This is a genomic window from Agromyces molybdatiresistens (assembly GCF_052748445.2).
Map to the genome: position 1 here is coordinate 3237825 of NZ_CM188258.1, position 21315 is coordinate 3259139.

A 21315-nucleotide genomic window follows, 5' to 3' on the forward strand; every position below is an offset into this window, starting at 1 on the left:
CTCTCATCTCTCTCTTCAGGAGGACACATGGACCAGCAGAACACCCGGACCGGCACTCGCACTCGCACTCGCCAGGTCGACCTCAAGGCCGCGCAACTCGACCGCGCGGCCGGCGTGCTCCTGGCTGCCGCCACCGGCGACGCGCTCGGGGTGCCGTACGAGTTCGCTCCGCGCTTCGAAAGCGAGCCGAAGATGATGGGCGGCGGGCTCGGGCCCTACGCGCCGGGTGAGTACTCGGATGACACGCAGATGGCCGTCTGCATCGCCGAGGTCGCGGCGACCGGCGCCGACCTGACCGACGCCGAGGCACTGGATGCGATCGCGGACCGGTTCATCGGGTGGTTCCGGAACGGCGCGACCGACATCGGCACGTCGACGGCGAGTGCGCTCTGCGGCGTCGAGCCCGGCCCCGGCTCGGGGGCGCGACTCGCGGAGAGCGCCGCCCGCGTCTTCGTGCGGAGCCGCCTCGGCGGTGGCAACGGCGGACTCATGCGCACCGGCATCGTCGCGCTCGCCTCGTTGGACGATCGCGAGCACACCGCTCGCGCGGCTCGAGCGGTCTGCGAGCTCACGCACGCGGAGCCGCTGGCGGGCGATTCGTGCGTGCTCTGGTGCGAGGCCATCCGGGTCGCCGTTCTCGAGGGAAGGTTCGACGTCTCGGGAGGACTCGACCTCATCCCCCCGGAGCGGCGGGCGCGGTGGACCGCGGGGATCGACGCGGCCACCGGTGCGGACCCTGCCTCCATCGGACGGAATGGCGGGAGCGTTCCCGCACTCCTGACCGCGTGGGCCGCCATCACCGCCACACTGGGCGACCGCCGCGAGTTCGAGTGCGACCACCTGCGGGATGCGCTCCTCGCCGCGGTGCACGCGGGCCACGACACCGACACCGTGGCTGCGATCGCGGGTGCGCTGCTTGGCGCTCGCTGGGGCGCTTCAGCCGTCCCGGCCCGCTACCGCCGGATGATCCACGGCTGGCCCGACCTCGAGGCCACCGACCTCGTGCGGCTCGCGGTCCTCACCGCTCGAGGCGGGGAACCCGACGAGCGCGGATGGCCGGCCGCCGACGATCACGGCTACCACGGCTGGTCACGCGCGATGGCGGTTCCGCACCCCATGGACTCGGGGGTGCTGCTCGGCACGATCAACACACCAGATCACGGATGCGACGCGGTCGTGACCCTCTGCCGGCGGGGGCGCCGTCGCGCGGCGCAGGTCGCGCGCGAAGACCAGGTCGACGTCTGGCTCATCGACAAGGACGACCCGGCGAAGAACCCGAACCTGGCGTTCGTGCTCACCGACACGGCGCGGGCGATCAGGCAGCTGCGTGACGAGGGCAAGACGGTCTTCGTCCACTGCGTCGCCGCCGAGCAGCGGACGCCGACGGTCGCGGTCGCCTACGCACGGCTGCTCGGCGCAAGCCACAACGAGGCCCGCTCGGCCGTGCGCGCGGCGCTCCCCAGCACGCGAGGCTGGGGGCACCTGTGGGAGAGCGCGTGAGCGAGTGTTCGAACCGCCATCTGCAGGCGCGGGTCACACGCCCCGACCTTGAGCCGGTGCTACGCGACTGACTCCGCCCCTGCATGAGCGGCGTCCGAAGCCCCCGGCTCGAGGTTCTGCTCCCGCAGATACTTGAGCGCACGCTCGAGAGCCACGATCTTTCGCTTCATCTCTTTCAACGACGGCGCGGATTCATCTGAGAACTCATCGAGCCGCTCGTACGCGCGACGGACCTCGATCTCGGTCTCCGCCAGGTTCCTCCACACCGCGGGGTCAGGATCGAGGCGGTGCTGCTTACGCAGGATCTCAGCTGCCAACTGACGCGCGACAACGGTTTCCAGCGTCTCCGCCGACGTCCCCGGGCTGGCGAGACCGTACGCGATGCCGCCGCCGCCGGCAGCGACGAGCGAGCCGGCCGTCAGGAGGCCACCGAGCATTCCGCCGGGACCGAACGCGGCAAGCGCGCTGGTGATCGCGGCAGCACCGGCCAGACCCGCGCCGGCCGCCAGCACCAGGCCACCCGTCGCCACGGCAAGAGCCGCAGCACCGACGCCCAGCGCCCCCCACTTGATCCAGTCCACCCCGCGCCCGCCGCTGAGGACCTCATGTGCGCGCTTGGCTGCATCAAAGACGTCGGCACCGAACTGACTCCCGAGCCCCATCTCGGCGGTGAGTTCTCTCATCGCGTTCTGACGCTTGTTCACAGGCACGGCGATCTCGAATGGACGGATCATGTTCTCGGCCGCGAATACCGTCAACGGGACGACGGCATCGTCCTTCGTCAGGTGGCGAGCGGGGAGAGGCTCCGGCACCGACGCTCCGGCATCCGAGTAATCGAATGCGAGGCGAGCGATCGCCGAAGGGGTACCGCGGCTGGCGTCTGCGTTGCGCTTCATAATGCTTTCGACAGCCGCCGCCTGCACCTGACGGAGGGCGCCCTCGAAACGATCCCGTTGATCCCCACCGAGCTGGCTCTTGATCAGATGGCCGTACCGCAGCGCCAGGACTGCGAGTTGTTCGGTCGAGTCGAGCGGGATGTCGAGGCCACGGTCGATCGTCTCGAGTTCCTTGGACCTGGACCCGAACAGCGCGAAACCGATGGCGTCTGCCACGACGTCGGCGGCGAGATAGTTCGCCGCGCTGTGCACATCAGGACCGAGGTCAGTCCGGACGCGCAGGTCCATCATCCACGGGAAGACGGATGACACGCCACGCCGCCCACAGACGGGATCGTGCCAGTTCCAGAAGTTCACCCACCAAGAGAGATTGACCGGCGGTTCCTTCAGGACCTCCCGAAGGTTGTCGACGCCGAAGCCGGCGTTCGCGAGAGGGCTGCCGATCGTGACCATCCCGGTGATTTCGACCTCGACCGGTAGCCGACGCACGAGGTCGGCCGCGATGACCGAACCCAGACTGTGGCCGATGACGACGAGCCGGCCGGACGTCGGGAGCTTTGAGAGGATCCGGTTCAGCACCTGAGCTCGGATCTGACGGTCTTGCACGTAGTTGCGCGCCTGCGCGAACGCAGGATGTCCGAGGGCGAGGTCGACCAGTGCGTCGCCGCCCGGGAGGCTTCCACCTCGATCATGCCGTCCGAGCCGATACTCGACGGCCCCGACCCTGCGCTCGAAGTCGCGGCGATTCCTCTTGGCCGCGTCGCCGGAAGGGTGCTTGACCGTCAGTCCCGGAAGCTCCTCACGCTCGTCCCAGTCCTTCAGCGCGTGAGCGTACTTCGGTGCGATCACGCGCACGGAATCGAGCTCGGGGTAACCCAGGCGTGCCAGGGACGCGGCGAGGCGACTCTTCCAGAGGTCGGCCTGATCGCCTGTTCCGACGCCGTGCAGGAAGAGCAGGGTGGTGTCGTTCGACAAGTGGGGCTCCGTTCCTTTTCGTGGCCGGCGATCTCTACCGGCTGCAGGTGTCAGTCGCGGAATTCGAACTCAACGGTGAGGTCCGGATCGATGCCAGCCACGATTCCCTCATAGAAGGTCGTCGCCTGATCGCGCAGGACCCATTCATTGGCCTCGATGTACTTGGCCTCGGCGTCGGAGTTGAGGATCTTGGTGATCATGTCGGCGGTGTCGACTTCAGGAGTGATCCAACTGAGGGCTCCATTGTCCTCAACCACGACCTCGAACGTCTCTTCGTCGTGCCCGACGAAGACGAACTCCGGAATCGAGATGAGGTAGGTGCCCGCGCCGGTCTGCGTGATGACCACATCAGCACCATCGATGCCCAGCTTCGCAGTGAAGCCGTACTGCATGAACGTCGCCCGGTCGCTCCACGGAACGTCCACTCCCCAGAGCTCGCTGTTCGTCTCGCGTTCAGCGATTCCTTGGATTCCGAGGCTCATGAGCACGACCTCCTCGGACTTGGAGATGGCCGTGATGACCTGGGCGTCACGATCCGAAGTCTCATCTCCGAGGAGCGCGGTCGCCGCGAACGGCCGAAGAATGAAGCCGAATGCGGTACCGACCAGCATCACTGCGAGTGCACCCAGAACCAACTTCACGGATCGACCACACTTCCCTCTGCCCGACGCCCTGTCGTAGCGGTTGCGAACCAATTGGTACCGGCGAATGTGCGTGCCCGGCCGAACGCCCATATCGGCGTTCCGCCTGCAGAGATCGACACTCGAGTAGGCACGCTACTACAGCGAGAGTTCTTGAGCGCGAGCAGCCGAGCCACAGACGCATGGCGAGGCGGTGCCGCCGCCGCATCCGCTTGCGGAAGCCGACACGATCACGTCACCCGGGGCGTGCGGCGTACCCCAGAAGTGGGGTGAGCGCGCCCGAGATAGCAGATAAGGGTGCGCTGAATGGGAGAATTCAGTTCGGTGCCAAATCGAGGCCCGCAAGAAAGGGAGCACTCCGTTGGGTTGGCTTGAACGTTGGCGAAAGAAGCACTCGGTGGAGCCTAACCAGCTCGTTGCTGGCATGACGCCCGAGGCGCGACAGGATCTACTCACCGGCGTCATGACGGAATCCGCGGACAACGGTGATGCGGACTCCATGTACCAGCTTGGACTCCTTAAGGAGTCCCTGTCCCAGTCCGACGAAGCGATCGACTGGCACCAGAGAGCCCGAGAACACGGTCATGAAGGCGCCAGCTTCAGGCTTGGCATCCTGTACGGCGGCCGCGGCGACGCCAATCGCGCGATCCAGTTCTATCTCGAGTCAGCGGAGGCCGGCAGCCGCGATGCAATGTACAACCTCGGCAACCAGTATGTGAACATCGGAGATCATCACGAAGCTGCGCGCTGGTACACCCGTGCTGCCGAAGCCGGGGATGCAGACGCGGCAGTGAAGATGGCCGGCGAGTGCCTCCAGCGTGGACAGGTGGACGAATCGTTGCGCTGGTTCGGTCTGGCCAAGGCGGGCGGCGCTCACGAAGCGGCCGCCGTTCACCAGGTACTCACATCGGCGACGGCAGGTGACGCAAACTCGATGGCGACCCTTGGGGACATGATGCGGGCAGCCAACAACGAGGAACAGGCCGCCTCTTGGTATCGGAGGGCTGCAGACGCGGGCCACGGTCCAGCGGCGTTCGCACTCGGTGCCATCATCGGCACCGATGCGTTGATCCAGTGGCTATCGGAAGCTCGCCAGACAGGCAACCCGGCTGCTCGCTATGTTCTTCGAGAGATCCAAGGCGGCTAGGTCTCGCTGGCTTGGCACTGGGCGGCAGCACAGAGGCGACAGCCTGACCAGACGCGACTCGGTCCGACAGGGACACCGCCATTCGGGCCGGTACGGAAGCGGGAGTAGCTTGCAGCACTCGTAACATGGCCAATCAGCATTCGCGAGTCAGTCTCCACCTCTCACTTCGACTGGCACGAGACTGGACCTGGCACCGACCTCGGCACGCTGGACGTGTGCATCAGAGTGGCGGACCATCGAGCGTTCCTCACGACCGATCGACCAGCTTGAGTTCTCCGCGGCTCGACCTCGTGGCCATGAAGGCTGACGAACGATAGGACCCGGATTCGGGCGCAGGTCGCGAGCTGTTGCCGTGGCCGATCTCCCGCAAACCGACCAAGACCCTTCGAGGACTCGATTATGGAGCGGGTGACCGCTAGCGCCGATGCCCGACTCTCAGTCCACGTGGTGGCGTCACAGGCCTATGGTGCCGCAGGTCTCTCGCCCAGGGACCCCGTTGGTACGCCGTCTGAAGACCCTCGATCGGCGACACATCGCTCGTGAAAGCTGGTCCGCCGCAACTCGCACCCGCCCCTCTCCGAGCGGGCGCGAGCCGCGGCATCCGTCACCCCGAGATGCAGGCGTGCGACCCGTCAGTCCCCCTTCACGTTCACCGCCTGGCGCAGCGTGTGCCGCACCCGGCGAGCGACGCGGCATCCGCCATCACCCGGTCGATCGGCTTGTACGCCGCCGGGATCTCGTCGATGAACGCGTCAGTGTCGCGGAACTCGATGCCGGCCATCGCCTCCCGCAGCTGATCCTGGGTGAACGTCCGCCGGGCGGCGGAGCGCGAGTACGTCCGGCCCGCGCCGTGCGGCGAGGAGTTCAGCGACATCCGATTCCCCAGGCCCTCGACCACGTACGACGCGGTACCCATCGAACCCGGGATCAGGCCCGGCCGGCCGGCATCGGCTTGGATCGCGCCCTTCCGCGACACCCACACCCGCTTGCCGAAGTGCTCCTCGCTCTCGGTGAAGTTGTGGTGGCAGTTGATCCGCTCCCGCTACTCGATCGCGAGCGCAATTCGCTTCAGTTCCTCGGCCGCGCTGTCGACGGCGGCGACGAGCTCGGGATGCGCCTCGGCCTTCGCGAGCATGATTCGAAGCCGTCGGCGATCCTTGACCGTCAGTCCGCGAAGATCGCGGGCGCCGACGAGCGGCGCGAGGTTGCAGAAGTCGCTGATGTGACGCTGCCCGCGAATGCCGTCCGGAATGCTGACTGCCGCCGCCTTCGCGACGAGCGCCCCGAGCAGGTCGGGGCGCCGGATCCTGCCGACGCGATCCCCGTGCTGCACGCGGACGGGATTCGCGCGATCGAGCGCCTACGTGGTTCCCGGTGCTTGGAGGGTGGTCGCGCCGCCGACGCCGGTCGCCCGTCCGGCCCGCTGACCGATCCCGTCAGGAAGCAGGACGTCGATCGGCGCGGCCCCGCGCATCCATCGGTGCTGGTGTCCCTCGGCGGTGATCACGTCCGCCGCGAATCCAAGACGTACCAGCGCCCCGGTGAGGTCCCGCAGCATCGTCGGACGCGCGCGGACGTCGACGACCGCATCGCCGTCATCGGTGGGCCAGGTCGGCACCGCGCCCCGCTCGAGACGGTGCAGCAGCACCATGAACCCGCCGATCAGGCACCACCCGTCGGGCACCTCGTCGGCGAGATCGAGGATCCCGGCCCAGGACTCGTCAGCGGCGCCGGCCAGCGGCGGAAGGACGACGAGCGGCGGATCTTCGCTCACCGGCGAAGCTCGTTCAACAGCTGCTCCGCCTGCCCGCGCTCGCGCGCGCCGCTGTGGTCGAGCAGGTCGGCGATGACGAAGCCGATCGGAGCGCGGCCCTCATCGTCGAGCGCGATGTCGGCCACGTGCAGCCAGACGTTCGGGCGGTCGCTCTCGACGAGCAGGTAGTCCTTGACGAGGGCGTCGACATCCGCGGGCGACACGTAGCCTTCGGCGACAGCGGATGCCGCGAGGCCGGCGCGCGGGTCGGAGAACCCCGACCGCACGAGACGGGGGTCGTCGAGCAGGTCGGGCAGGTCCGCCGCGCTCGCGCTGAGCGCCAGTCGGGGCGAGCGCGCCCTGACCCAACTCCAGAACCGCTGCGCGTCGACGTCGCCCGACCGCACGAGGCCCACCTTCTCGGCGATCCTCCGTCGGACCACCGGGTCGGATGCGGCGACGCGACCACTCGAGATCGCCGCGAGCAGCATCTCGGCGTTCGCAGCGGACATCGGCCGCGCCGACGGTCGCGGCGCGGCCAGGGCCAGCTCGGGCACGACCCATTGCGAGCCCACCCGATACGCCCCGACGGCACCGCTTCGGACGCGCTTGTACGCCGCAGCGCGGGAGACCCCGAGCTTCGCGGCGTATTCAGCGACTCCGTATGGCATGACACTAGGGTAACAAGATCGATGCCCATGTGTCACCCTGTGAATCGCCGAGATGCGACCGAGACCGTGGACTGCGAATCCGTGAGTTCAGCGGTGCGATTCCGTGAGTTCTGGGCTGCGAATCCGTGAGTTCTCGGCTGCGAATCCGTGAGTTCTCGGCTCCAGCCAGGGCGAGATCGCCGGCCGAATCGACGACTTCGCTTCCAGGGTCGCGGACGATCCGACCGTCCTGTCGGAGTTCGAGACCGAGGTCGACCGACGCGACGTCGACCGGCTCGTCGTCTGCCCCCCACCGGCACGTGTGCTGGCTCGCCGCGACTTGCCCCGAGTGCGGGGCGCCATCGAGGGCGGCACCGGTTGGAACTGCGGGCCCAGCGCTCGGAATGAGCGTCGACCCGCGCGCGGAGATCCGCAGTGCGGCGACGCCCCGCTCCGACTAGCGTCGAGCCATGGTCGACCCGATCGTCGCGACGTTCGTCATCCTGGCGCTCGCGATGGTCGGGTTCGTGAGCGGCCGCGTCCCGATCGCGCTCGTCGCCGTCGGCGTGGCGCTCGCGCTGTGGGCGACCGGCGTGATCACCCTCCCCCAGGCGCTGGCCGGCTTCGGCGACTCGACGGTCATCTTCATCGCGACGCTGTTCGTCGTGAGCGAGGCGCTGGATGCCACGGGCGTGACCGCGTGGGCCGGCCAGCAGGTGATCGAGCGGGCCGGCACCGGACGACGGCAGCTCACCGTCGTGATCGCCCTGATGGTGGCGGTGCTGAGCGCCTTCATCAGCCTGAACGGCGCCGTCGCCGCGCTGCTGCCCGTCGTCGTCGTGGTCGCGCTCAACGCGGGCATCGCCCCGTCGCGGCTGCTTCTCCCGCTCGCCTTCTCGTCGCACGCCGGGTCCCTGCTCGCGCTGACCGGCACCCCGGTGAACGTCCTGGTGTCGGATGCCGCGGCCAGCGCCGGCGGCGAGAGGTTCGGGTACTTCGAATTCGCGTTGGCGGGGCTCCCGCTGCTCGCGCTCAGCATCGCGATCCTCGTCGCGTTCGGCGACCGGCTCCTGCCCGACCGGAAGGCCGACCAGCTGACCGACACCGCTCCCGCCGACCCCGAGGCCATGGCTCGGGAGTTCCGCCGCCACTACGACGTGAGCCTCGACACCGGCACCTTCTACACGCCCGACGAGGGCGTCGCCGAGGTGATGATCACCCCGCGGTCGGTGTACATCGGCCGCAAGGTGTTTCCCGGCATGACCACCCTGCGCGAGAACCTGGTGATCATCGCGGTCAAGCGGAACGGCGAGCGCCATCCGTCGGCAACCGAGCAGGACGACCCGGAGGCGCTGCGCGCCGGCGACTCGCTGCTCGTGCGCGGCCCGTGGGATGCCCTCGAGCGATACGTGCGACTGCCCGGCATCATCCCGGTCACCGCGCCCCAGTCGCTGCGCCGGGCCGTGCCGCTCGGTCGCGGCGCCAAACGCGCCATCGGCGTCCTCGTCGCCATGGTCGTGCTGCTCGCGTCGGGACTCGTGCCGCCGGTCGTCGCCGGCCTCCTCGCAGCGGGTGCCATCGTGCTCCTGCGCGTGCTCGACCTGCCGCAGGTGTGGCGGTCGATCCAGTGGAGCACGGTCGTGCTCATCGCCGGGCTGATCCCGCTGTCGACGGCGTTCATCGAGACCGGTGCGGCCGAACTGGTGGCCGGGTGGCTGATCGGCCTCGTCGGCACGGCGAGTCCGCACCTCGCGCTGCTGGCGATCTGCCTGCTCACGCTCGCGCTCGGGCAGGTGATCAGCAACGCGGCGACGGTGCTCGTCATGATCCCGATCGCCGTCTCGGTCGCCGCCACCCTGGACGCCTCGGTGCAGCCCTTCATGATGGCCCTCACCGTCGTCGGCGCTGCCGCCTTCTTCACTCCGATCGCCACGCCCGTGAACCTCATGGTGATGGAGCCGGGCGGGTACCGGTTCGGCGACTACTGGCGCCTCGGCACCCCGCTCGCCCTGGCCTACGTGCTCATCGCGGTGCTGTGGGTTCCGGTCATCTGGCCGTTCTGAGGCGGGCCGCCGCCTCCCGCGCCCTCGCGCCCTCGCACCCGGAGAGAGACGCGGGCTCGGCAGACGTCCGCGAACCCGGGGGAAAGGTATCCCGCGGATACCTTTTCCCCGGTCGCGACGATGAGATCATCGCCGCCGTCCCCCGGCACGACAGATCAGTCGCCCTTCACGTTCACGATCTGCCGCAGCGTGTGCCGGATCGACACGAGCGGAGCGGCATCCGCCATCACCCGGTCGATCGGCTTGTACGCCGCCGGGATCTCGTCGATGAACGCGCCGGTGTCGCGGAACTCGATGCCGGCCATCGCCTCCCGCAGCTGATCCTGCGTGAACGTCCGCCGGGCGGCGGAGCGCGAGTACGTCCGGCCCGCACCGTGCGGCGAGGAGTTCAGCGACATCCGATCACCCAGGCCCTCGACCACGTACGACGCCGTGCCCATCGAGCCGGGAATCAGCCCCGGACGGCCGGCGTCGGCCTTGATCGCGCCCTTCCGCGACACCCACACCCGCTTGCCGAAGTGCTCCTCGCTCTCGGTGAAGTTGTGGTGGCAGTTGATCCGCTCCCGCTCCTCCACCGCCGCGCCGACCCACTCCGAGACCTGCCGGATGACCCGGTCCATCATCTCCTCGCGGTTCAGCAGCGCGAAGTGCTGCGCCCACCGCAGCTCGGCGATGTACCGGGTGAACTCCGGCGTGCCCTCGACGAGGTACGCGAGGTCCTTGTCGGGCAGGTCGATCCACCACTTGCGGGCGAGCTCCTGCGCGACCCGGATGTGGTGCTGCGCGATCGTGTTGCCCACACCCCGGCTTCCGGAGTGCAGGAACAGCCACACGGCATCCGCCTCGTCGAGCGAGACCTCGATGAAGTGGTTGCCACTGCCGAGCGACCCCAGCTGCAGCCGCCAGTCGCTCCGATAGCGGGCCGGGTCGAACCCCTTCGCCTCGGCGAGGGCCTCGAGCTCGCCGATCCGCGGCTCGGCGGTCGAGCGTCACCAAGCCGACTCGACGGACGTCACCACTTCGGTGCAGTTCGGCGAGCTCGAGGTCGCGCGGCGGCTCGGCGCGCTCGGGCCGGAGTGGGTCGTGCAGCACTCGGTGCCCGTCGGATCCGGGTCGAGCGACCTCGACCACCTCGTGATCGGGCCTGCGGGCGTGTTCACGATCAACACGAAGCACCACCGCCGGCAGCACGTGTGGGTCGGCGCGAAGCGCATCCTCGTGAACGGCCAGCGCACCGACCACCTCCGCAACGCCGCCCACGAGGCGAGGCGCACGTCGAAGCTGCTCACTTCCGCCGCGCGCATGCCCGTGGAGGTGACGCCGATCGTCGCGATCGTCGGGGCGAAGCGGATGACGGTGCGCGAGCGTCCGTCGGAGGTCGTCGTGCTCCGCGAGGTGGAGCTGGTGCGGTGGCTGCGGCGGCGGGCGGTGGTGCTGTCGGCGGAGGTAGTGGGGCGGGTTGCGGAGGTCGCGGCGGAGCCGGCGGCGTGGGGGCGGATGGCGCCGGCCGAGGTCGTGGTTCATGACGCGTTCGAGCGGCTTCGGGCCGAGGTCGGGCGGGCTGGGCGGCGGCGGGTGCTGTGGCAGCTCGCGGTCGTGATGACCATCCCGCTGGGCGCGTACGCGGCGTGGTCGGCCTGGATGCAGATGCTGCTCGGCAGCTGAGCCGGCGCGGATGTCGGCACACCATGCCAGACTCCCCCGCATGACGCCGGTTCCCATCCCGCTCCCACCCTGCCCACCCGGGCGGGAGTGGTACGAGAACGGAACGAACACATGGCGCGACGGGCTCGGATCTTCTCGCCGGCTGTCGTTCCACTCGTCCTCCACAGGCAGCTCGTCGCTGACGTTCTCCACAGGCGATTTCGCTGATCAGGCGTGATTTTCGCGAGCCTCGAATGTCAGTGGGTCGGTGCAGCATGGAGTCATGGAACAGCCGCTGCGCACCCTCGACCGCGATGTCGAGGCGTTGCGCGCGGCGTGGCAGGGCGCGCTGCCGGCGCTGCCTGCGCTGCCTGCGCTGCCGGCGCTGCCGCGGTCAGGGGCGACGGATGCCGCGGGGCGGGTCGAGCTCGAACGCATGAGCGACGCGGGGCTCGTGCGCGTGACCGACGCGCTCGCCCGCCTGCGTCGTGACGCCGAGACGCTGCTCGCGCAGGTCGCCGCCGAGGTGTCGAAGCGGTCGAACGCGGAGCTCGGCCAGGCGGGCCTCGCGCGGTCGCAGGGGTTCCACAATCCGGTGCGCATGATCGCCGCCGCCACCGGCGCCTCGCGGAACGACGCGGCGAAGCTCATCGCGGTCGGCACGGCGACCGCCGAACGGCAGACCTTCGGTGGCGAGCGTGGGGCGGCGCGGCGTCCGCACGTCGCGGCGGCGCTCGAGTCCGGTCGCATCGGCGTCGACGCGGCGTCGGCGATCACGTCGATGCTCGACCGGGTGCGCGTGCGCGCCGACCCCGAGCTCGCGGGGCGCACTGAGGCGGCCTTGGTCCAGCTCGCGGGCGACGTGTCGCTCGACCTGCTCATGCGCGGCGTCCGCGAGGCGGAGGCCCGGCTCGACCGCGATGGCGTCGAACCGCGCGAAGAGCAGCTGCGCGAAGAGCGTTCGCTCACGATCCGCGAGGATCGCTCGGGCATGGTCCACCTCCACGCACGGCTCGACCCCGAGAGCGCGGCGCCGATCAAGGCCGCGGTCGAGACGCTCGTCAGTGACGTGCTCCGGCGGCGCGAGGCGGCGGCGGGGTCGGGAACGCTGCACGCGGGTGCGCAGGCGGGTGCCGTCGCTTCGGGAGCAGCGTGCGCGACCACCGCGCATCCGGCCGGAGTTCACACGCGTGCTGCCGATCCCGGCGCTGCAGATTCGGTCGACGAGTCCTTCGACTCTTCGCGCACGCGCCCGATCGTCGCCGACACACGGACGATCCCTCAGATCCAGGCCGACGCGCTCGCCGCCATCGCACGACACGTGCTGGGCTGCGAGCAGACACTCGCCCCGCTCGCGAAGGTGACGGTCGTGGTGCGCCTCGATCACGAGACCCTCGTCGACGGGCTCGGTCATGCACGGGTCGACGGCCTCGAGCAGCCGATCTCCGCCTCGACCGCCCGGCGCATGGCCGCCGACGCCGAACTGATCCCCGCGGTCTTCGGCCGGGAGAGCGTGCCGCTCGACCTCGGCCGGTCGGCGCGGCTCTTCAGCCGGGCGCAGCGCCTCGCGCTCGCCGAACGCGACGGCGGCTGCGCATCCTGCGGCGAGAACGTCGCCTACGTCGACGCGCACCACATCCGTTGGTGGGAACGCGACGCCGGCCACACCGATCTGTCGAACGGAGTGATGTTGTGCTCCTTCTGCCACCACCGCATCCACCGCGAGGGTGGGACATCCGGGCCACCCGATCCGAGGTCTGGTTCATCCCTCCCCCGCACGTCGACCCCGCCCGCACACCCCGACTCGGCGGCCGCGCGCGCTTCGCGCAGCCCGCGGATCGGTCGGCCGCATGAGCAACCTCGCGCGCGAGGCCATTCTGCGACCCCGAGCAGGTTCGGCACCGCCGTCCGCACGGTGCGGCACCGCCGTCACCGCCACGGTGCGGCACCGCCGGCACCGCCGTCACCGCCGTCACCGCCACGGTGCGAAGCCACCGACGACCTCGCGCGGGTGCGGCTCCATCGAGACGGCGGGACAATGGGCACGTGACTGACGCGGGGGCGAGATCCGGCGACCTCGAGCAGCCGGAACGTGACCATGATGGCGTCACCGGCGACGTGTGCTGGCTCGCCGACACGTGCACGGAGTGCGGAGCGCTCGTCGAGAGCGGCACGTGCTGGAACTGCGGCGCCCGGCGCGACGGAGAGCACCACGGAGAGCGCGAGGATTCAGACGAGCGCGGCAGTCGGCCGCGACACCCGAGGAGGACCATGACCGACGCGACCAGGCGGCTCACCGAGCGACTCGGCATCCGCCACCCGATCGTGCTCGGACCGTTCGGCGGACTGTCGTCGGTCGAGCTGACCGCGACCGTGAGCGAGCGCGGCGGCCTCGGCTCATTCGGGCTCTACGGGTACGACGCCGACCGCATCACGGAGACGGCGGCGGCGCTGCGCGCCGCGACCGACCGCCCGATCGCGCTCAACCTCTGGTTGCCGATGGCGACGGATGCCACGCCCGAACCGGGCGCGTTCGAGCGGGCCGTGGCATCCGCTCGCCCGTTCTTCGACGAGCTCGGCATGCCGGTGCCGGAGGCGGCGCCCGAGCGGTTCCTGCCGACGTTCGAGGAGCAGTGGGCGGCGGTGCTCGAGGTGCGACCGGCGGTGGCGAGCTTCGTGTTCGGGGTGCCGCCCGCAGGGGTGGTCGAGAGCGCCCGGGAGCGCGGCATCCGACTGTTGGCCACCGCGACCACGGTCGAGGAGGCCGTCGCACTCGAAACGGGCGGAGTCGACGCGGTCGTCGCGACCGGGCTCGAGGCGGGCGGGCACCGGGTCGCGTTCCTCCGCGAACCCGAGCAGGCGCTCGTCGGGTCGATCTCGCTGATCCCGCAGGTCGTCGACGCGGTCGACGTGCCCGTGATCGCCGCGGGCGGCATCGCCGACCGGCGCGGCGTCGCGGCCGCGCTCGCACTCGGGGCGGCGGGCGTGCAGGTCGGCTCGGCGTTCCTGCGCACGCGGCAATCGGCCACGACGGACGCGCACCGCGAGGCGATCGCGGCGACCGCCGCTGAAGACACCGTGCTCACGCGGGTGATGAGCGGGCGGATGGCGCGGGGCGCCGCCAACCGGGCCGTGCGCGAGCTGTCGGCGGCCGGCGGGACCGCGCCGTTCCCGATGCAGAACTGGATCACCGGCCGATTCCGCGCCGAGGCCGTGCGACAGGGGCGCGGAGACCTGCAGGCCCTGTGGATGGGACAGTCCGGGCGACTCGCAATGCGGGATGACGCGGGCGAGGTGTTCGACGAGCTCCTGGCGGGCGTGGGCTGAGCGCGCAGCGCGGCCGGCGGTGACGGAGGGAAATCCCGCAGCGACCCTCAGCGCACCGCCTCGACGTAGCTCCGCCCGCGGCGCCGATCCCCCTCGAGATCGTGCCGCGCCAGCTGCAGGGCCTCCGCCGCGAGCGCGGCGGCTCGACGGGCCACTTCGATCACGCGCTCGCGATGATCGAGATCGACGACCGAGACCTCCGATGCGGAGCTGCCCAGGTAGTGCCCGAGGTCGATGCGGAGGTGCTCCGACTCGGCCAGCCGTGCGAACGCGGCGGCGCCGATGCGACCCGGGTGCGCCGCCATCGCGTCGCGCGCGAGGTCGAGCTGACGGTCGGCGTCCGCCACCGCGTGATGCACGTGGCGCGCGGGGGGCGCCGGATGCGAGGCTCGTTCGCGGCCCGCCGCGACCGCGGCACCCAGCGCGGCGTGCGCCTCGCGGAGCCGATCGAGGTGCCCGATCGGGTCGGTGTCGACCCCCGCCGCGGGCAGGGCGGCGAGCGCCGCCTCGAGCCCGACGACCGCATCGGCGATGGCCCGTGTGCGGGATCCGACGGGCGCAGCGACGGACGCGGCGGCGAGGGCGGGCGAACCCGATGGGGCGACCCCACGGGCGCGAAGCTCCGCGAGCGCGGCGGCGAGGTCGCGGCGAGCGTCCGCGGCGAGCTCGCCGAGCTCCGTCTCGGCGCGCAGCGCCGCGATCTCGAAGCCGTCGACGGCATCGAGCAGCGTCTCGGCGCGACGCACCGAACGAGCGGATGCCTCGAGCGCCACCATCATCGCCTCGCGCTCGCCGGTCTCGAGTCGCCGCCCGGCCACGACGAGCGTGTGCTCGGCGAAGCCGAGGTAACGGGCCGCCTCGGCGGGGCCGGATGCCACGTCGGCCAGCGCCTCGCGCGCATAGCGCGCCGCGAGCCGGGCGAGGGTGTCACGGGCGGGCGGGATGCGGGCGCGCAGGCGCTCCACGTCGACCCGCAGCCCGGTGATCGCCTCGGGTGCCCGGCGCCCACGCGCCATCCGCTCGGCCAGCGCAGAGGTCTGCTCGTCGAGCGCCCGCTCGATCCACTCGCACAGCTCCAGGATGCGCACGGTGCGCGCACGCACCTCGTCGGCCGCGGCGGGCATCGCGTCGCGGTTCAGGCGGTTGAGCCGGAACGCCTCGTTCAGGCGGTCGCGCGCGACGACGAGCATCGCCGCCGTGCGCGCGGTCGCGGCATCCGCCCCCAGCTCGGCCTCGGCGAAGCCGAGCTCCTCGGCGGCGAGCCGGATGCGCTCGTCGGCGGCGAACAGGGCCGACCCGACCCGCTTCGCCTCGGCGCCGCGGGCCTCGAGTTCCGAAGCACCGCGTCGGCGCCCGGCCCAGAACCCGGCCATGCATGAATTCTACGAGCCGAGCTGGAAGGGCACCATGAAGAGCGCGGGCCTGGGACGGTCGGGGACGGGTGGGTCGACGGGCCCGACGCAGCCGAGCCCGCGCCGCCGACGCCGCCGCCGAGACCGACGCCGACGCCGTCAGCCGCTCGCAGCGCCAGCGGCAGGCGCCGCTCGTCGAAGATGCCGTCGAAGATGCTGCCGATGACGAGGCCGACGCCGTCAGCCGCTCGCAGCACCAGCGGCGGGCGCCGCTAATCGAAGATGCCGTCGAAGATGCCGTCGAAGATGCCGTCGACGATGCCGCCGATGACGAGGCCGACGCCGTCAGCCGCTCGCAGCACCAGCGGCAGGCGCCGCTAATCGAAGATGCCGTCGAAGATGCCGTCGACGATGCCGCCGATGACGAGGCCGCCGAGGATGCCGCTCGCAGCGCCAGCGGCAGGCGCCGCTAGTCGAAGATGCCGTCGAGGATGCTGCCGATGACGAGGCCGCCGAGGATGCCGCCCATCATGTCGCCGCCGCCACCGCGGCGTCCGCCGCCCCAGCCCGGCCCGCCCGGTCCGCCCCACTGGCCCGGATCCTGCGGACGCGACGAGTCGATGTCGCGCTTGGCCAGCTGCAGGGCCTCGCCAGCGAGGTAGGCGGCGCGGCGGGCCATGGTCATCGCGGGCTCGCGGTGGTCCTCGCCGATGGCCGGCACGGTCGCGGCCGGCAGGCCGAGGTAGCGGTCGAGGTCGAGGCGCACGCGCTCGGCCTCGGCGAGCCGGGTGCGGGCATCGGCGCCGATCCAACCGCGGTGGCCGGCGATCACGTCGCGCGCGACGGCGAGCTGGCGGTCGGCGTCGTCGATCGCGTGCCGCACATGCTCGAGCGGCGGGATCGGGCGAGCCGCACGTTCGCGCGCGGCGGCGATCGCGGCATCCAGCCCCGCGTTCGCCTCGCGCAGGCGGCTCAGCTGCGAGAAGGGGTCGGTGTTGACGCCCGCGGCCGGCAGCGCGGCGAGCGCGGTCTGCAGCTCGGCGATGGCCGCGGCGACGGTCGGCGAGTGGGGCTCGCGGAGCGCGACGACGATGTCCTCGCGCGAGTCCTCGACGATCGCGGCGAGCGTCGACTCGGCGCGCAGCGCCTCGACCTCGAACGTCTCCACCGCGTCGAGCAGGGTCGCGGCGCGGCGCACCGATTCGACGGCCGCCTCGAGGGCGAGGTTCGCCTGCTCCCGCTGCCCGGCCTCGCGCCGCCGCTCGGCGACACCCACGCCGTGTTCGGCGAACCCGAGCAGCTGCTCGGCCTCGGCCGGATTCGCCTCGACCTGGGCGAGGGCCTCGTCCGAGTACCGCGCCGCGAGCCGGTCGACGGTCTCGCGCGCGTGCGGGACGCGCTGGCGGAGCCGCGCGACGTCGCCCCGCACGCCGGCGATGATCTCGGGCGCGCGCCGCGCGCGGGCGATGCGCTCGGCGAGCGCCGACGTGTGCTCGTCGAGCACGTCCTCCGCCCACTCGCAGAGCTGCACGATGCGCGAGTTGCGGGCCCGGAGCTCCTCGGCCGTGTCGGGGATCTCGTCGTGGTTGAGCTGGTGCAGCCGGAACGCCTCGCCGAGGTGCGTGCGCACCGCGACGATCGCTTCGCGCAGAGCGGATGTCGCGTCGGCGCCGAGCTCGGCCTCGGCGAAGTCGAGCTCGTCGGTCGTGACCCGGATGCGCTCATCGGCCTCCACGAGTTCCGAGCGCGCCCGCTTCGCGAGGTCGACGTCCTGGGCCTGCATCTCCTGCTGCGCCTGCAGCTCCTCGCGCTTGCGCTTGCCCCAGAATCCGGCCATTCTCCGATCCTACGGTCGGCAGGGTGGGCGGATGCCGCGAGCATGCCGGGACTCGTGCGGCCCTGGCGCGCAGCACACGCCACCCTCGCTCGCCGCGAGCCCGGCGCATGCCACGCTCGACGCGTCGGGCGCCCAGCGGCGCCCGCGTCTCAGACCGTGCCGGCCGGCGGCCAGAGCCCGATGATCAGCGCCATCACGATGAGCGTGACGAGCTCGTGCGCGATGTTCAGGATCGTCAACGACGACGGTCGACGCTCGAACGCGTCGTGCGTGATGAACCGCGCCGCGGTGAAGCCCGCCCAGAGGATGAGCGCGGTGAACAGCGACGCCACGAGGTAGCTGCCGCCGTAGAAGTGCCACGCGATCGTCGAGGCGCCGGCGAGCACCCACGCGGTCACGAAGCTCACCAGCACGGTCACGATGATGGCGCCCGCCGCGGTCGACGCGGCCTGGTCCATGTCGACGTTCGCGAGCTTCGACCAGCGCGTGCCGAACACGCCCTTCGCGTACCAGATCGTGCCGACGACCATGCTCGACAGGGTCGCGAGCAGTACCGCCCAGTAGTTGATCTCGGGGACCGTCATCTCCGCCTCCTCGTGGCGCCGGCCGCGCCATCCGCTCGCCACGGTCGCTGAGCGCGAGCGTACTCCGGTGCGGTCGCGCGCGACCAGCACCGCGCAGGCGAGAACGGATGTCTCACCCGCACCCGCACCCGCACCCCACACGCCGAGGGCCGCACGCCGAGATGCCACGTGAGGCGCCATCCGGCAAGACATTCCCGACGCAAGTGGCATCTCGATCCCGTGCCAGACGACGAGACGACGGGACGACGAGACGTTGCAGGCGGATGTCGAGAATGCACGCCCCGCTCCGTCCCAGACGTGAACGACCCGATCCGGCCACAATGGCCGGAGGGCACGAAGGAGGACACGATGGCGAAGTACCTGCTGCTCAAGCACTACCGAGGCGCGCCGGCCGGGGTGAACGACGTCCCGCTCGAGGAATGGACGCCCGACGAGTTCGACGCGCACATGCAGTACATGCGCGACTTCATGAAGCGGCTCGAGGGCACCGGCGAGTTCGTCGGCGCCGACGCCCTCGCCCCCACGGGCGAATGGGTGCGGTACGACGGCCCCGGCCGTCCGCCCGTCACCGACGGCCCATTCGCCGAGACCAAGGACCTCATCGCGGGATGGATGATCATCGACGTCGACTCGCACGAGCGCGCCCTCGAGCTGGCCGGCGAACTCTCGGCCGCGCCCGGCAAGGACGGGCGCCCGATCCACGAATGGCTCGAGCTGCGTCCCTTCCTCGCCGACGAGGCACCCGCAGTCACCGAGTGACGCCGATGGACGACGCGGTCCTGCGCGGCCTCATCCCCGAGGCCATCGCGGTGCTCTGCCGCCGGGGAGCCGACTTCCCGGCGGCGGAGGACGCCGTGCAGGAGGCGCTCGTCGAGGCGCTCCGCGTGTGGCCCGACGACCCGCCGCGGGATCCGAAGGCCTGGCTCGTCACGGTCGCGTGGCGGAAGTTCCTCGACGCCGCCCGCGCCGAGACGTCGCGGCGAACGCGTGAGGAGCTGGTCGACCGCGAGCCGGCGCCCGGGCCGGTGCCGTCGACGGATGACACGTTGCAGCTCTACTTCCTCTGCGCGCATCCGTCGCTGAGCGCGGGCTCGGCGATCGCGCTGACGCTGCGCGCCGTCGGCGGTCTCACCACCCGGCAGATCGCCGACGCCTACCTCGTGCCCGAGGCGACGATGGCGCAGCGCATCAGCCGGGCGAAGCGCACGATCGCGGGCGTGCGCCTGACCGAGCCGGGGGATGTCGCGACGGTGCTGCGCGTGCTCTACCTCGTGTTCAACGAGGGCTACTCGGGCGACGTCGACCTGGCCGACGAGGCGATCCGCCTGACCAGGCAGCTCGCCGCCATGACCCGGCACGAGGAGGCTGCGGGCCTGCTCGCGCTCATGCTCCTGCACGACGCCCGACGCCCGGCGCGCACCGACGCCGAGGGCCGACTCGTGCCGCTCGAGGCGCAGGACCGGTCGCGCTGGGACACCCGGCGCATCGCCGAGGGCGTCGCCGTGCTGCAGGCCGCCCTCGCCCGCGACCGACTCGGCGAGTACCAGGCGCAGGCGGCGATCGCAGCGCTGCACGCCGACGCGCCCACGGCCGACGAGACCGACTGGGTGCAGATCGTCGAGTGGTACGACGAGCTGGTGCATCTCACCGACAGCCCGGTCGCGCGCCTGAACCGGGCCGTCGCCGTGGGGCAGGCGGATGGCGCGCGCGCGGGCCTCGCGGCCCTCGCCGAGCTCGATCCGGCGCTCCCGCGCTACGACGCGGTCGCCGCGTGGCTGCACGAGCGCGACGGCGACCCGGCCAGGGCCGCGCGCCTCTACGCCGAGGCCGCACGGGCGGCGCCCACGATCCCGGAGCGCGACCACCTCACCCGGCAGGCGGCGCGACTCAACGCTCAACTCGGCCGCGGAGTGCGGCATCCGCTCTAGGCTTCGGTGCAGGGGTGCCGCGATGGGCAAGAGGATGCCGAAGCCGCTGTACGAGCAGGAGCTGAAGACCCTGCAGGCGCGGCTCGTCGAGATGCAGAAATGGGTGCAGCAGTCGGGCGCCCGCGTCGTGGTCATCTTCGAGGGGCGGGATGCCGCGGGCAAGGGCTCCGCGATCAAGCGCGTTTCGGAGTACATGAACCCCCGCCAGACGCGCATCGTCGCGCTGCCGGCGCCCAGCGAGCGCGACACGACGCGCTGGTACTTCCAGCGCTACGTGCCGCACCTGCCGGCCGGTGGCGAGATCGTGCTCATGGACCGGTCCTGGTACAACCGCGCCGGCGTCGAGCGCGTGATGGGCTACTGCACGAACGAGGAGTACCAGCGGTTCCTGCACCAGGCGCCGATCTTCGAGCGGATGCTCGTCGAGGACGGCATCATCCTGCTGAAGTACTGGTTCAGCGTGTCCGACGTCGTGCAGGAGGAGCGCTTCCGCTCCCGCCTGAACGACCCGATGCGCCGCTGGAAGCTCTCGCCGACCGACCTCAGCTCGATCACCAAGTGGGAGGACTACTCGCGCGCCAAGGACACGATGTTCCTGCACACCGACATCGCCGAGGCCCCTTGGTACGAGATCGAGAGCGACGACAAGCGGCGCTCGCGCATCAACGTGATGGCGCACATCCTCTCGAAGGTGCCGTGGGAGCCGGTGCCGCAGGACCCGATCGAGATCCCCGAGCGCCCGCCGTCGGCCGGCTACGAGCGCCCGCCCCGCCAGTGGACGAACTCCGTGCCCGACTACGCGCGCGAGGTCGAGAAGCGGGCGGGGGCGTCGGACTAGACACCCACATCCGTCACGGTCGAGAAGCGGGCGGGGGCGTCGGACGAGACACCGACGTCCGGCACGGTCGAGAAGCGGGCGGGGGCGTCGGACGAGACACCCACATCCGTCACGGTCGAGAAGCGGGCGGGGGCGTCGGACGAGACACCGATGTCCGTCACGGTCGAGGTGGCGAGCGGA

The 21315-nt window shown here is 71.0% G+C and carries 19 protein-coding genes and 2 pseudogenes; 10 read left to right on the forward strand and 11 right to left on the reverse strand.

Annotated features, from left to right (window positions below):
• The first annotated feature begins 27 nt into the window (after nucleotides 1–27).
• Complete coding sequence (locus ACULK2_RS14910; protein WP_445968622.1) at nucleotides 28–1500, forward strand: ADP-ribosylglycohydrolase family protein; 1473 nt, start codon at nucleotides 28–30, stop codon at nucleotides 1498–1500.
• A gap of 59 nt (nucleotides 1501–1559) precedes the next feature.
• On the opposite strand, the gene ACULK2_RS14915 is transcribed toward ACULK2_RS14910, so the two are convergent.
• Together ACULK2_RS14915 and ACULK2_RS14920 are read right to left on the reverse strand one after the other, a co-directional pair.
• Nucleotides 1560–3371: an alpha/beta hydrolase family protein gene (locus ACULK2_RS14915; RefSeq protein WP_445968623.1), complete on the reverse strand. Its 1812-nt coding sequence runs from the start codon at nucleotides 3369–3371 to the stop codon at nucleotides 1560–1562.
• A gap of 50 nt (nucleotides 3372–3421) precedes the next feature.
• On the reverse strand, nucleotides 3422–4012 hold the full coding sequence (locus ACULK2_RS14920; protein WP_445968624.1) for a hypothetical protein: 591 nt from the start codon (nucleotides 4010–4012) through the stop codon (nucleotides 3422–3424).
• A 397-nt stretch (nucleotides 4013–4409) separates the two neighbouring features.
• Here ACULK2_RS14920 and ACULK2_RS14925 point away from each other — a divergent pair, with 397 nt between their 5' ends.
• Complete coding sequence (locus ACULK2_RS14925; RefSeq protein WP_445968625.1) at nucleotides 4410–5159, forward strand: tetratricopeptide repeat protein; 750 nt, start codon at nucleotides 4410–4412, stop codon at nucleotides 5157–5159.
• A gap of 632 nt (nucleotides 5160–5791) precedes the next feature.
• Here ACULK2_RS14925 and ACULK2_RS14930 read toward each other — a convergent pair.
• From ACULK2_RS14930 to ACULK2_RS14945, 4 genes and pseudogenes are all read right to left on the reverse strand, one after another.
• Nucleotides 5792–6198 (reverse strand): annotated as a pseudogene (locus ACULK2_RS14930) (RtcB family protein); the annotation flags it as partial.
• A 3-nt stretch (nucleotides 6199–6201) separates the two neighbouring features.
• Nucleotides 6202–6492, reverse strand: coding sequence for a hypothetical protein (locus ACULK2_RS14935; protein WP_445968626.1), 291 nt, complete (start codon nucleotides 6490–6492; stop codon nucleotides 6202–6204).
• Nucleotides 6493–6519: 27 nt separating this feature from the next.
• Nucleotides 6520–6933: a hypothetical protein gene (locus ACULK2_RS14940; RefSeq protein WP_445968627.1), complete on the reverse strand. Its 414-nt coding sequence runs from the start codon at nucleotides 6931–6933 to the stop codon at nucleotides 6520–6522.
• Nucleotides 6930–7583 (reverse strand): helix-turn-helix domain-containing protein, encoded by a 654-nt coding sequence (locus ACULK2_RS14945; RefSeq protein WP_445968628.1) that lies wholly within the window; start codon nucleotides 7581–7583, stop codon nucleotides 6930–6932. Before ACULK2_RS14945 ends, ACULK2_RS14940 begins: the two co-directional genes overlap by 4 nt.
• 449 nt (nucleotides 7584–8032) lie before the next feature.
• Between ACULK2_RS14945 and ACULK2_RS14950 the strand changes: the two genes are divergently transcribed.
• Nucleotides 8033–9625, forward strand: coding sequence for an SLC13 family permease (locus ACULK2_RS14950; RefSeq protein ID WP_445968629.1), 1593 nt, complete (start codon nucleotides 8033–8035; stop codon nucleotides 9623–9625).
• A gap of 155 nt (nucleotides 9626–9780) precedes the next feature.
• On the opposite strand, the pseudogene ACULK2_RS14955 reads toward ACULK2_RS14950, so the two are convergent.
• Nucleotides 9781–10611: pseudogene (locus tag ACULK2_RS14955) on the reverse strand (RtcB family protein); the annotation flags it as partial.
• 37 nt (nucleotides 10612–10648) lie between these two features.
• Between ACULK2_RS14955 and ACULK2_RS14960 the strand changes: the two are divergent.
• From ACULK2_RS14960 to ACULK2_RS14970, 3 genes are all read left to right on the forward strand, one after another.
• Nucleotides 10649–11290: a nuclease-related domain-containing protein gene (locus ACULK2_RS14960; protein ID WP_445968630.1), complete on the forward strand. Its 642-nt coding sequence runs from the start codon at nucleotides 10649–10651 to the stop codon at nucleotides 11288–11290.
• A 262-nt stretch (nucleotides 11291–11552) separates the two neighbouring features.
• Nucleotides 11553–13319, forward strand: a complete 1767-nt coding sequence (locus ACULK2_RS14965) for an HNH endonuclease signature motif containing protein (protein ID WP_445968631.1) — start codon at nucleotides 11553–11555, stop codon at nucleotides 13317–13319.
• Between the two features lie 221 nt (nucleotides 13320–13540).
• A complete protein-coding gene (locus tag ACULK2_RS14970; protein ID WP_445968632.1) occupies nucleotides 13541–14596 on the forward strand; it encodes an NAD(P)H-dependent flavin oxidoreductase in 1056 nt (351 codons plus the stop codon).
• Between the two features lie 47 nt (nucleotides 14597–14643).
• Here the strand turns inward: ACULK2_RS14970 and ACULK2_RS14975 are convergent, their stop codons facing one another.
• Nucleotides 14644–15969 carry a hypothetical protein gene (locus tag ACULK2_RS14975; RefSeq protein WP_445968633.1) on the reverse strand — a complete coding sequence of 442 codons (1326 nt, stop codon included), beginning with the start codon at nucleotides 15967–15969 and terminating at the stop codon, nucleotides 14644–14646.
• 68 nt (nucleotides 15970–16037) lie between these two features.
• Between ACULK2_RS14975 and ACULK2_RS14980 the strand changes: the two genes are divergently transcribed.
• Complete coding sequence (locus ACULK2_RS14980) at nucleotides 16038–16421, forward strand: hypothetical protein (RefSeq protein ID WP_445968634.1); 384 nt, start codon at nucleotides 16038–16040, stop codon at nucleotides 16419–16421.
• On the opposite strand, the gene ACULK2_RS14985 is transcribed toward ACULK2_RS14980, so the two are convergent.
• Both ACULK2_RS14985 and ACULK2_RS14990 read right to left on the reverse strand, forming a co-directional pair.
• Nucleotides 16418–17785, reverse strand: coding sequence for a coiled-coil domain-containing protein (locus tag ACULK2_RS14985; RefSeq protein ID WP_445968635.1), 1368 nt, complete (start codon nucleotides 17783–17785; stop codon nucleotides 16418–16420). The two genes, ACULK2_RS14980 and ACULK2_RS14985, sit on opposite strands and share 4 nt — an antisense overlap.
• A 149-nt stretch (nucleotides 17786–17934) precedes the next feature.
• Nucleotides 17935–18369 (reverse strand): DUF1761 domain-containing protein, encoded by a 435-nt coding sequence (locus tag ACULK2_RS14990; RefSeq protein ID WP_445968636.1) that lies wholly within the window; start codon nucleotides 18367–18369, stop codon nucleotides 17935–17937.
• Between the two features lie 348 nt (nucleotides 18370–18717).
• Here ACULK2_RS14990 and ACULK2_RS14995 point away from each other — a divergent pair, with 348 nt between their 5' ends.
• Genes ACULK2_RS14995 through ppk2 form a run of 3 tightly spaced genes read left to right on the forward strand, consistent with a single transcriptional unit; the run spans nucleotide 18718 to nucleotide 21135 of the window.
• Nucleotides 18718–19128: a YciI family protein gene (locus ACULK2_RS14995; protein ID WP_445968637.1), complete on the forward strand. Its 411-nt coding sequence runs from the start codon at nucleotides 18718–18720 to the stop codon at nucleotides 19126–19128.
• Between the two features lie 5 nt (nucleotides 19129–19133).
• Nucleotides 19134–20297 (forward strand): RNA polymerase sigma factor, encoded by a 1164-nt coding sequence (locus ACULK2_RS15000; protein WP_445968638.1) that lies wholly within the window; start codon nucleotides 19134–19136, stop codon nucleotides 20295–20297.
• A 22-nt stretch (nucleotides 20298–20319) separates the two neighbouring features.
• Nucleotides 20320–21135 (forward strand): polyphosphate kinase 2, encoded by an 816-nt coding sequence (gene ppk2, locus ACULK2_RS15005; protein WP_445968639.1) that lies wholly within the window; start codon nucleotides 20320–20322, stop codon nucleotides 21133–21135.
• Here the strand turns inward: ppk2 and ACULK2_RS15010 are convergent.
• Nucleotides 21132–21296 (reverse strand): hypothetical protein, encoded by a 165-nt coding sequence (locus ACULK2_RS15010; RefSeq protein WP_501044934.1) that lies wholly within the window; start codon nucleotides 21294–21296, stop codon nucleotides 21132–21134. The two genes, ppk2 and ACULK2_RS15010, sit on opposite strands and share 4 nt — an antisense overlap.
• Nucleotides 21297–21315 lie beyond the last annotated feature (19 nt).

Coding starts and splice junctions, on each gene's coding strand:
- ACULK2_RS14910 (WP_445968622.1), top strand. CDS start 28: ATGGACCAGCAGAACACCCGGACCGGCACTCGCACTCGCACTCGCCAG.
- ACULK2_RS14945 (WP_445968628.1), bottom strand. CDS start 7,583: ATGCCATACGGAGTCGCTGAATACGCCGCGAAGCTCGGGGTCTCCCGC.
- ACULK2_RS14950 (WP_445968629.1), top strand. CDS start 8,033: ATGGTCGACCCGATCGTCGCGACGTTCGTCATCCTGGCGCTCGCGATG.
- ACULK2_RS14965 (WP_445968631.1), top strand. CDS start 11,553: ATGGAACAGCCGCTGCGCACCCTCGACCGCGATGTCGAGGCGTTGCGC.
- ACULK2_RS14970 (WP_445968632.1), top strand. CDS start 13,541: ATGACCGACGCGACCAGGCGGCTCACCGAGCGACTCGGCATCCGCCAC.
- ACULK2_RS14975 (WP_445968633.1), bottom strand. CDS start 15,969: ATGGCCGGGTTCTGGGCCGGGCGCCGACGCGGTGCTTCGGAACTCGAG.
- ACULK2_RS14985 (WP_445968635.1), bottom strand. CDS start 17,785: ATGGCCGGATTCTGGGGCAAGCGCAAGCGCGAGGAGCTGCAGGCGCAG.
- ACULK2_RS14990 (WP_445968636.1), bottom strand. CDS start 18,369: ATGACGGTCCCCGAGATCAACTACTGGGCGGTACTGCTCGCGACCCTG.
- ACULK2_RS14995 (WP_445968637.1), top strand. CDS start 18,718: ATGGCGAAGTACCTGCTGCTCAAGCACTACCGAGGCGCGCCGGCCGGG.
- ACULK2_RS15000 (WP_445968638.1), top strand. CDS start 19,134: ATGGACGACGCGGTCCTGCGCGGCCTCATCCCCGAGGCCATCGCGGTG.
- ppk2 (WP_445968639.1), top strand. CDS start 20,320: ATGGGCAAGAGGATGCCGAAGCCGCTGTACGAGCAGGAGCTGAAGACC.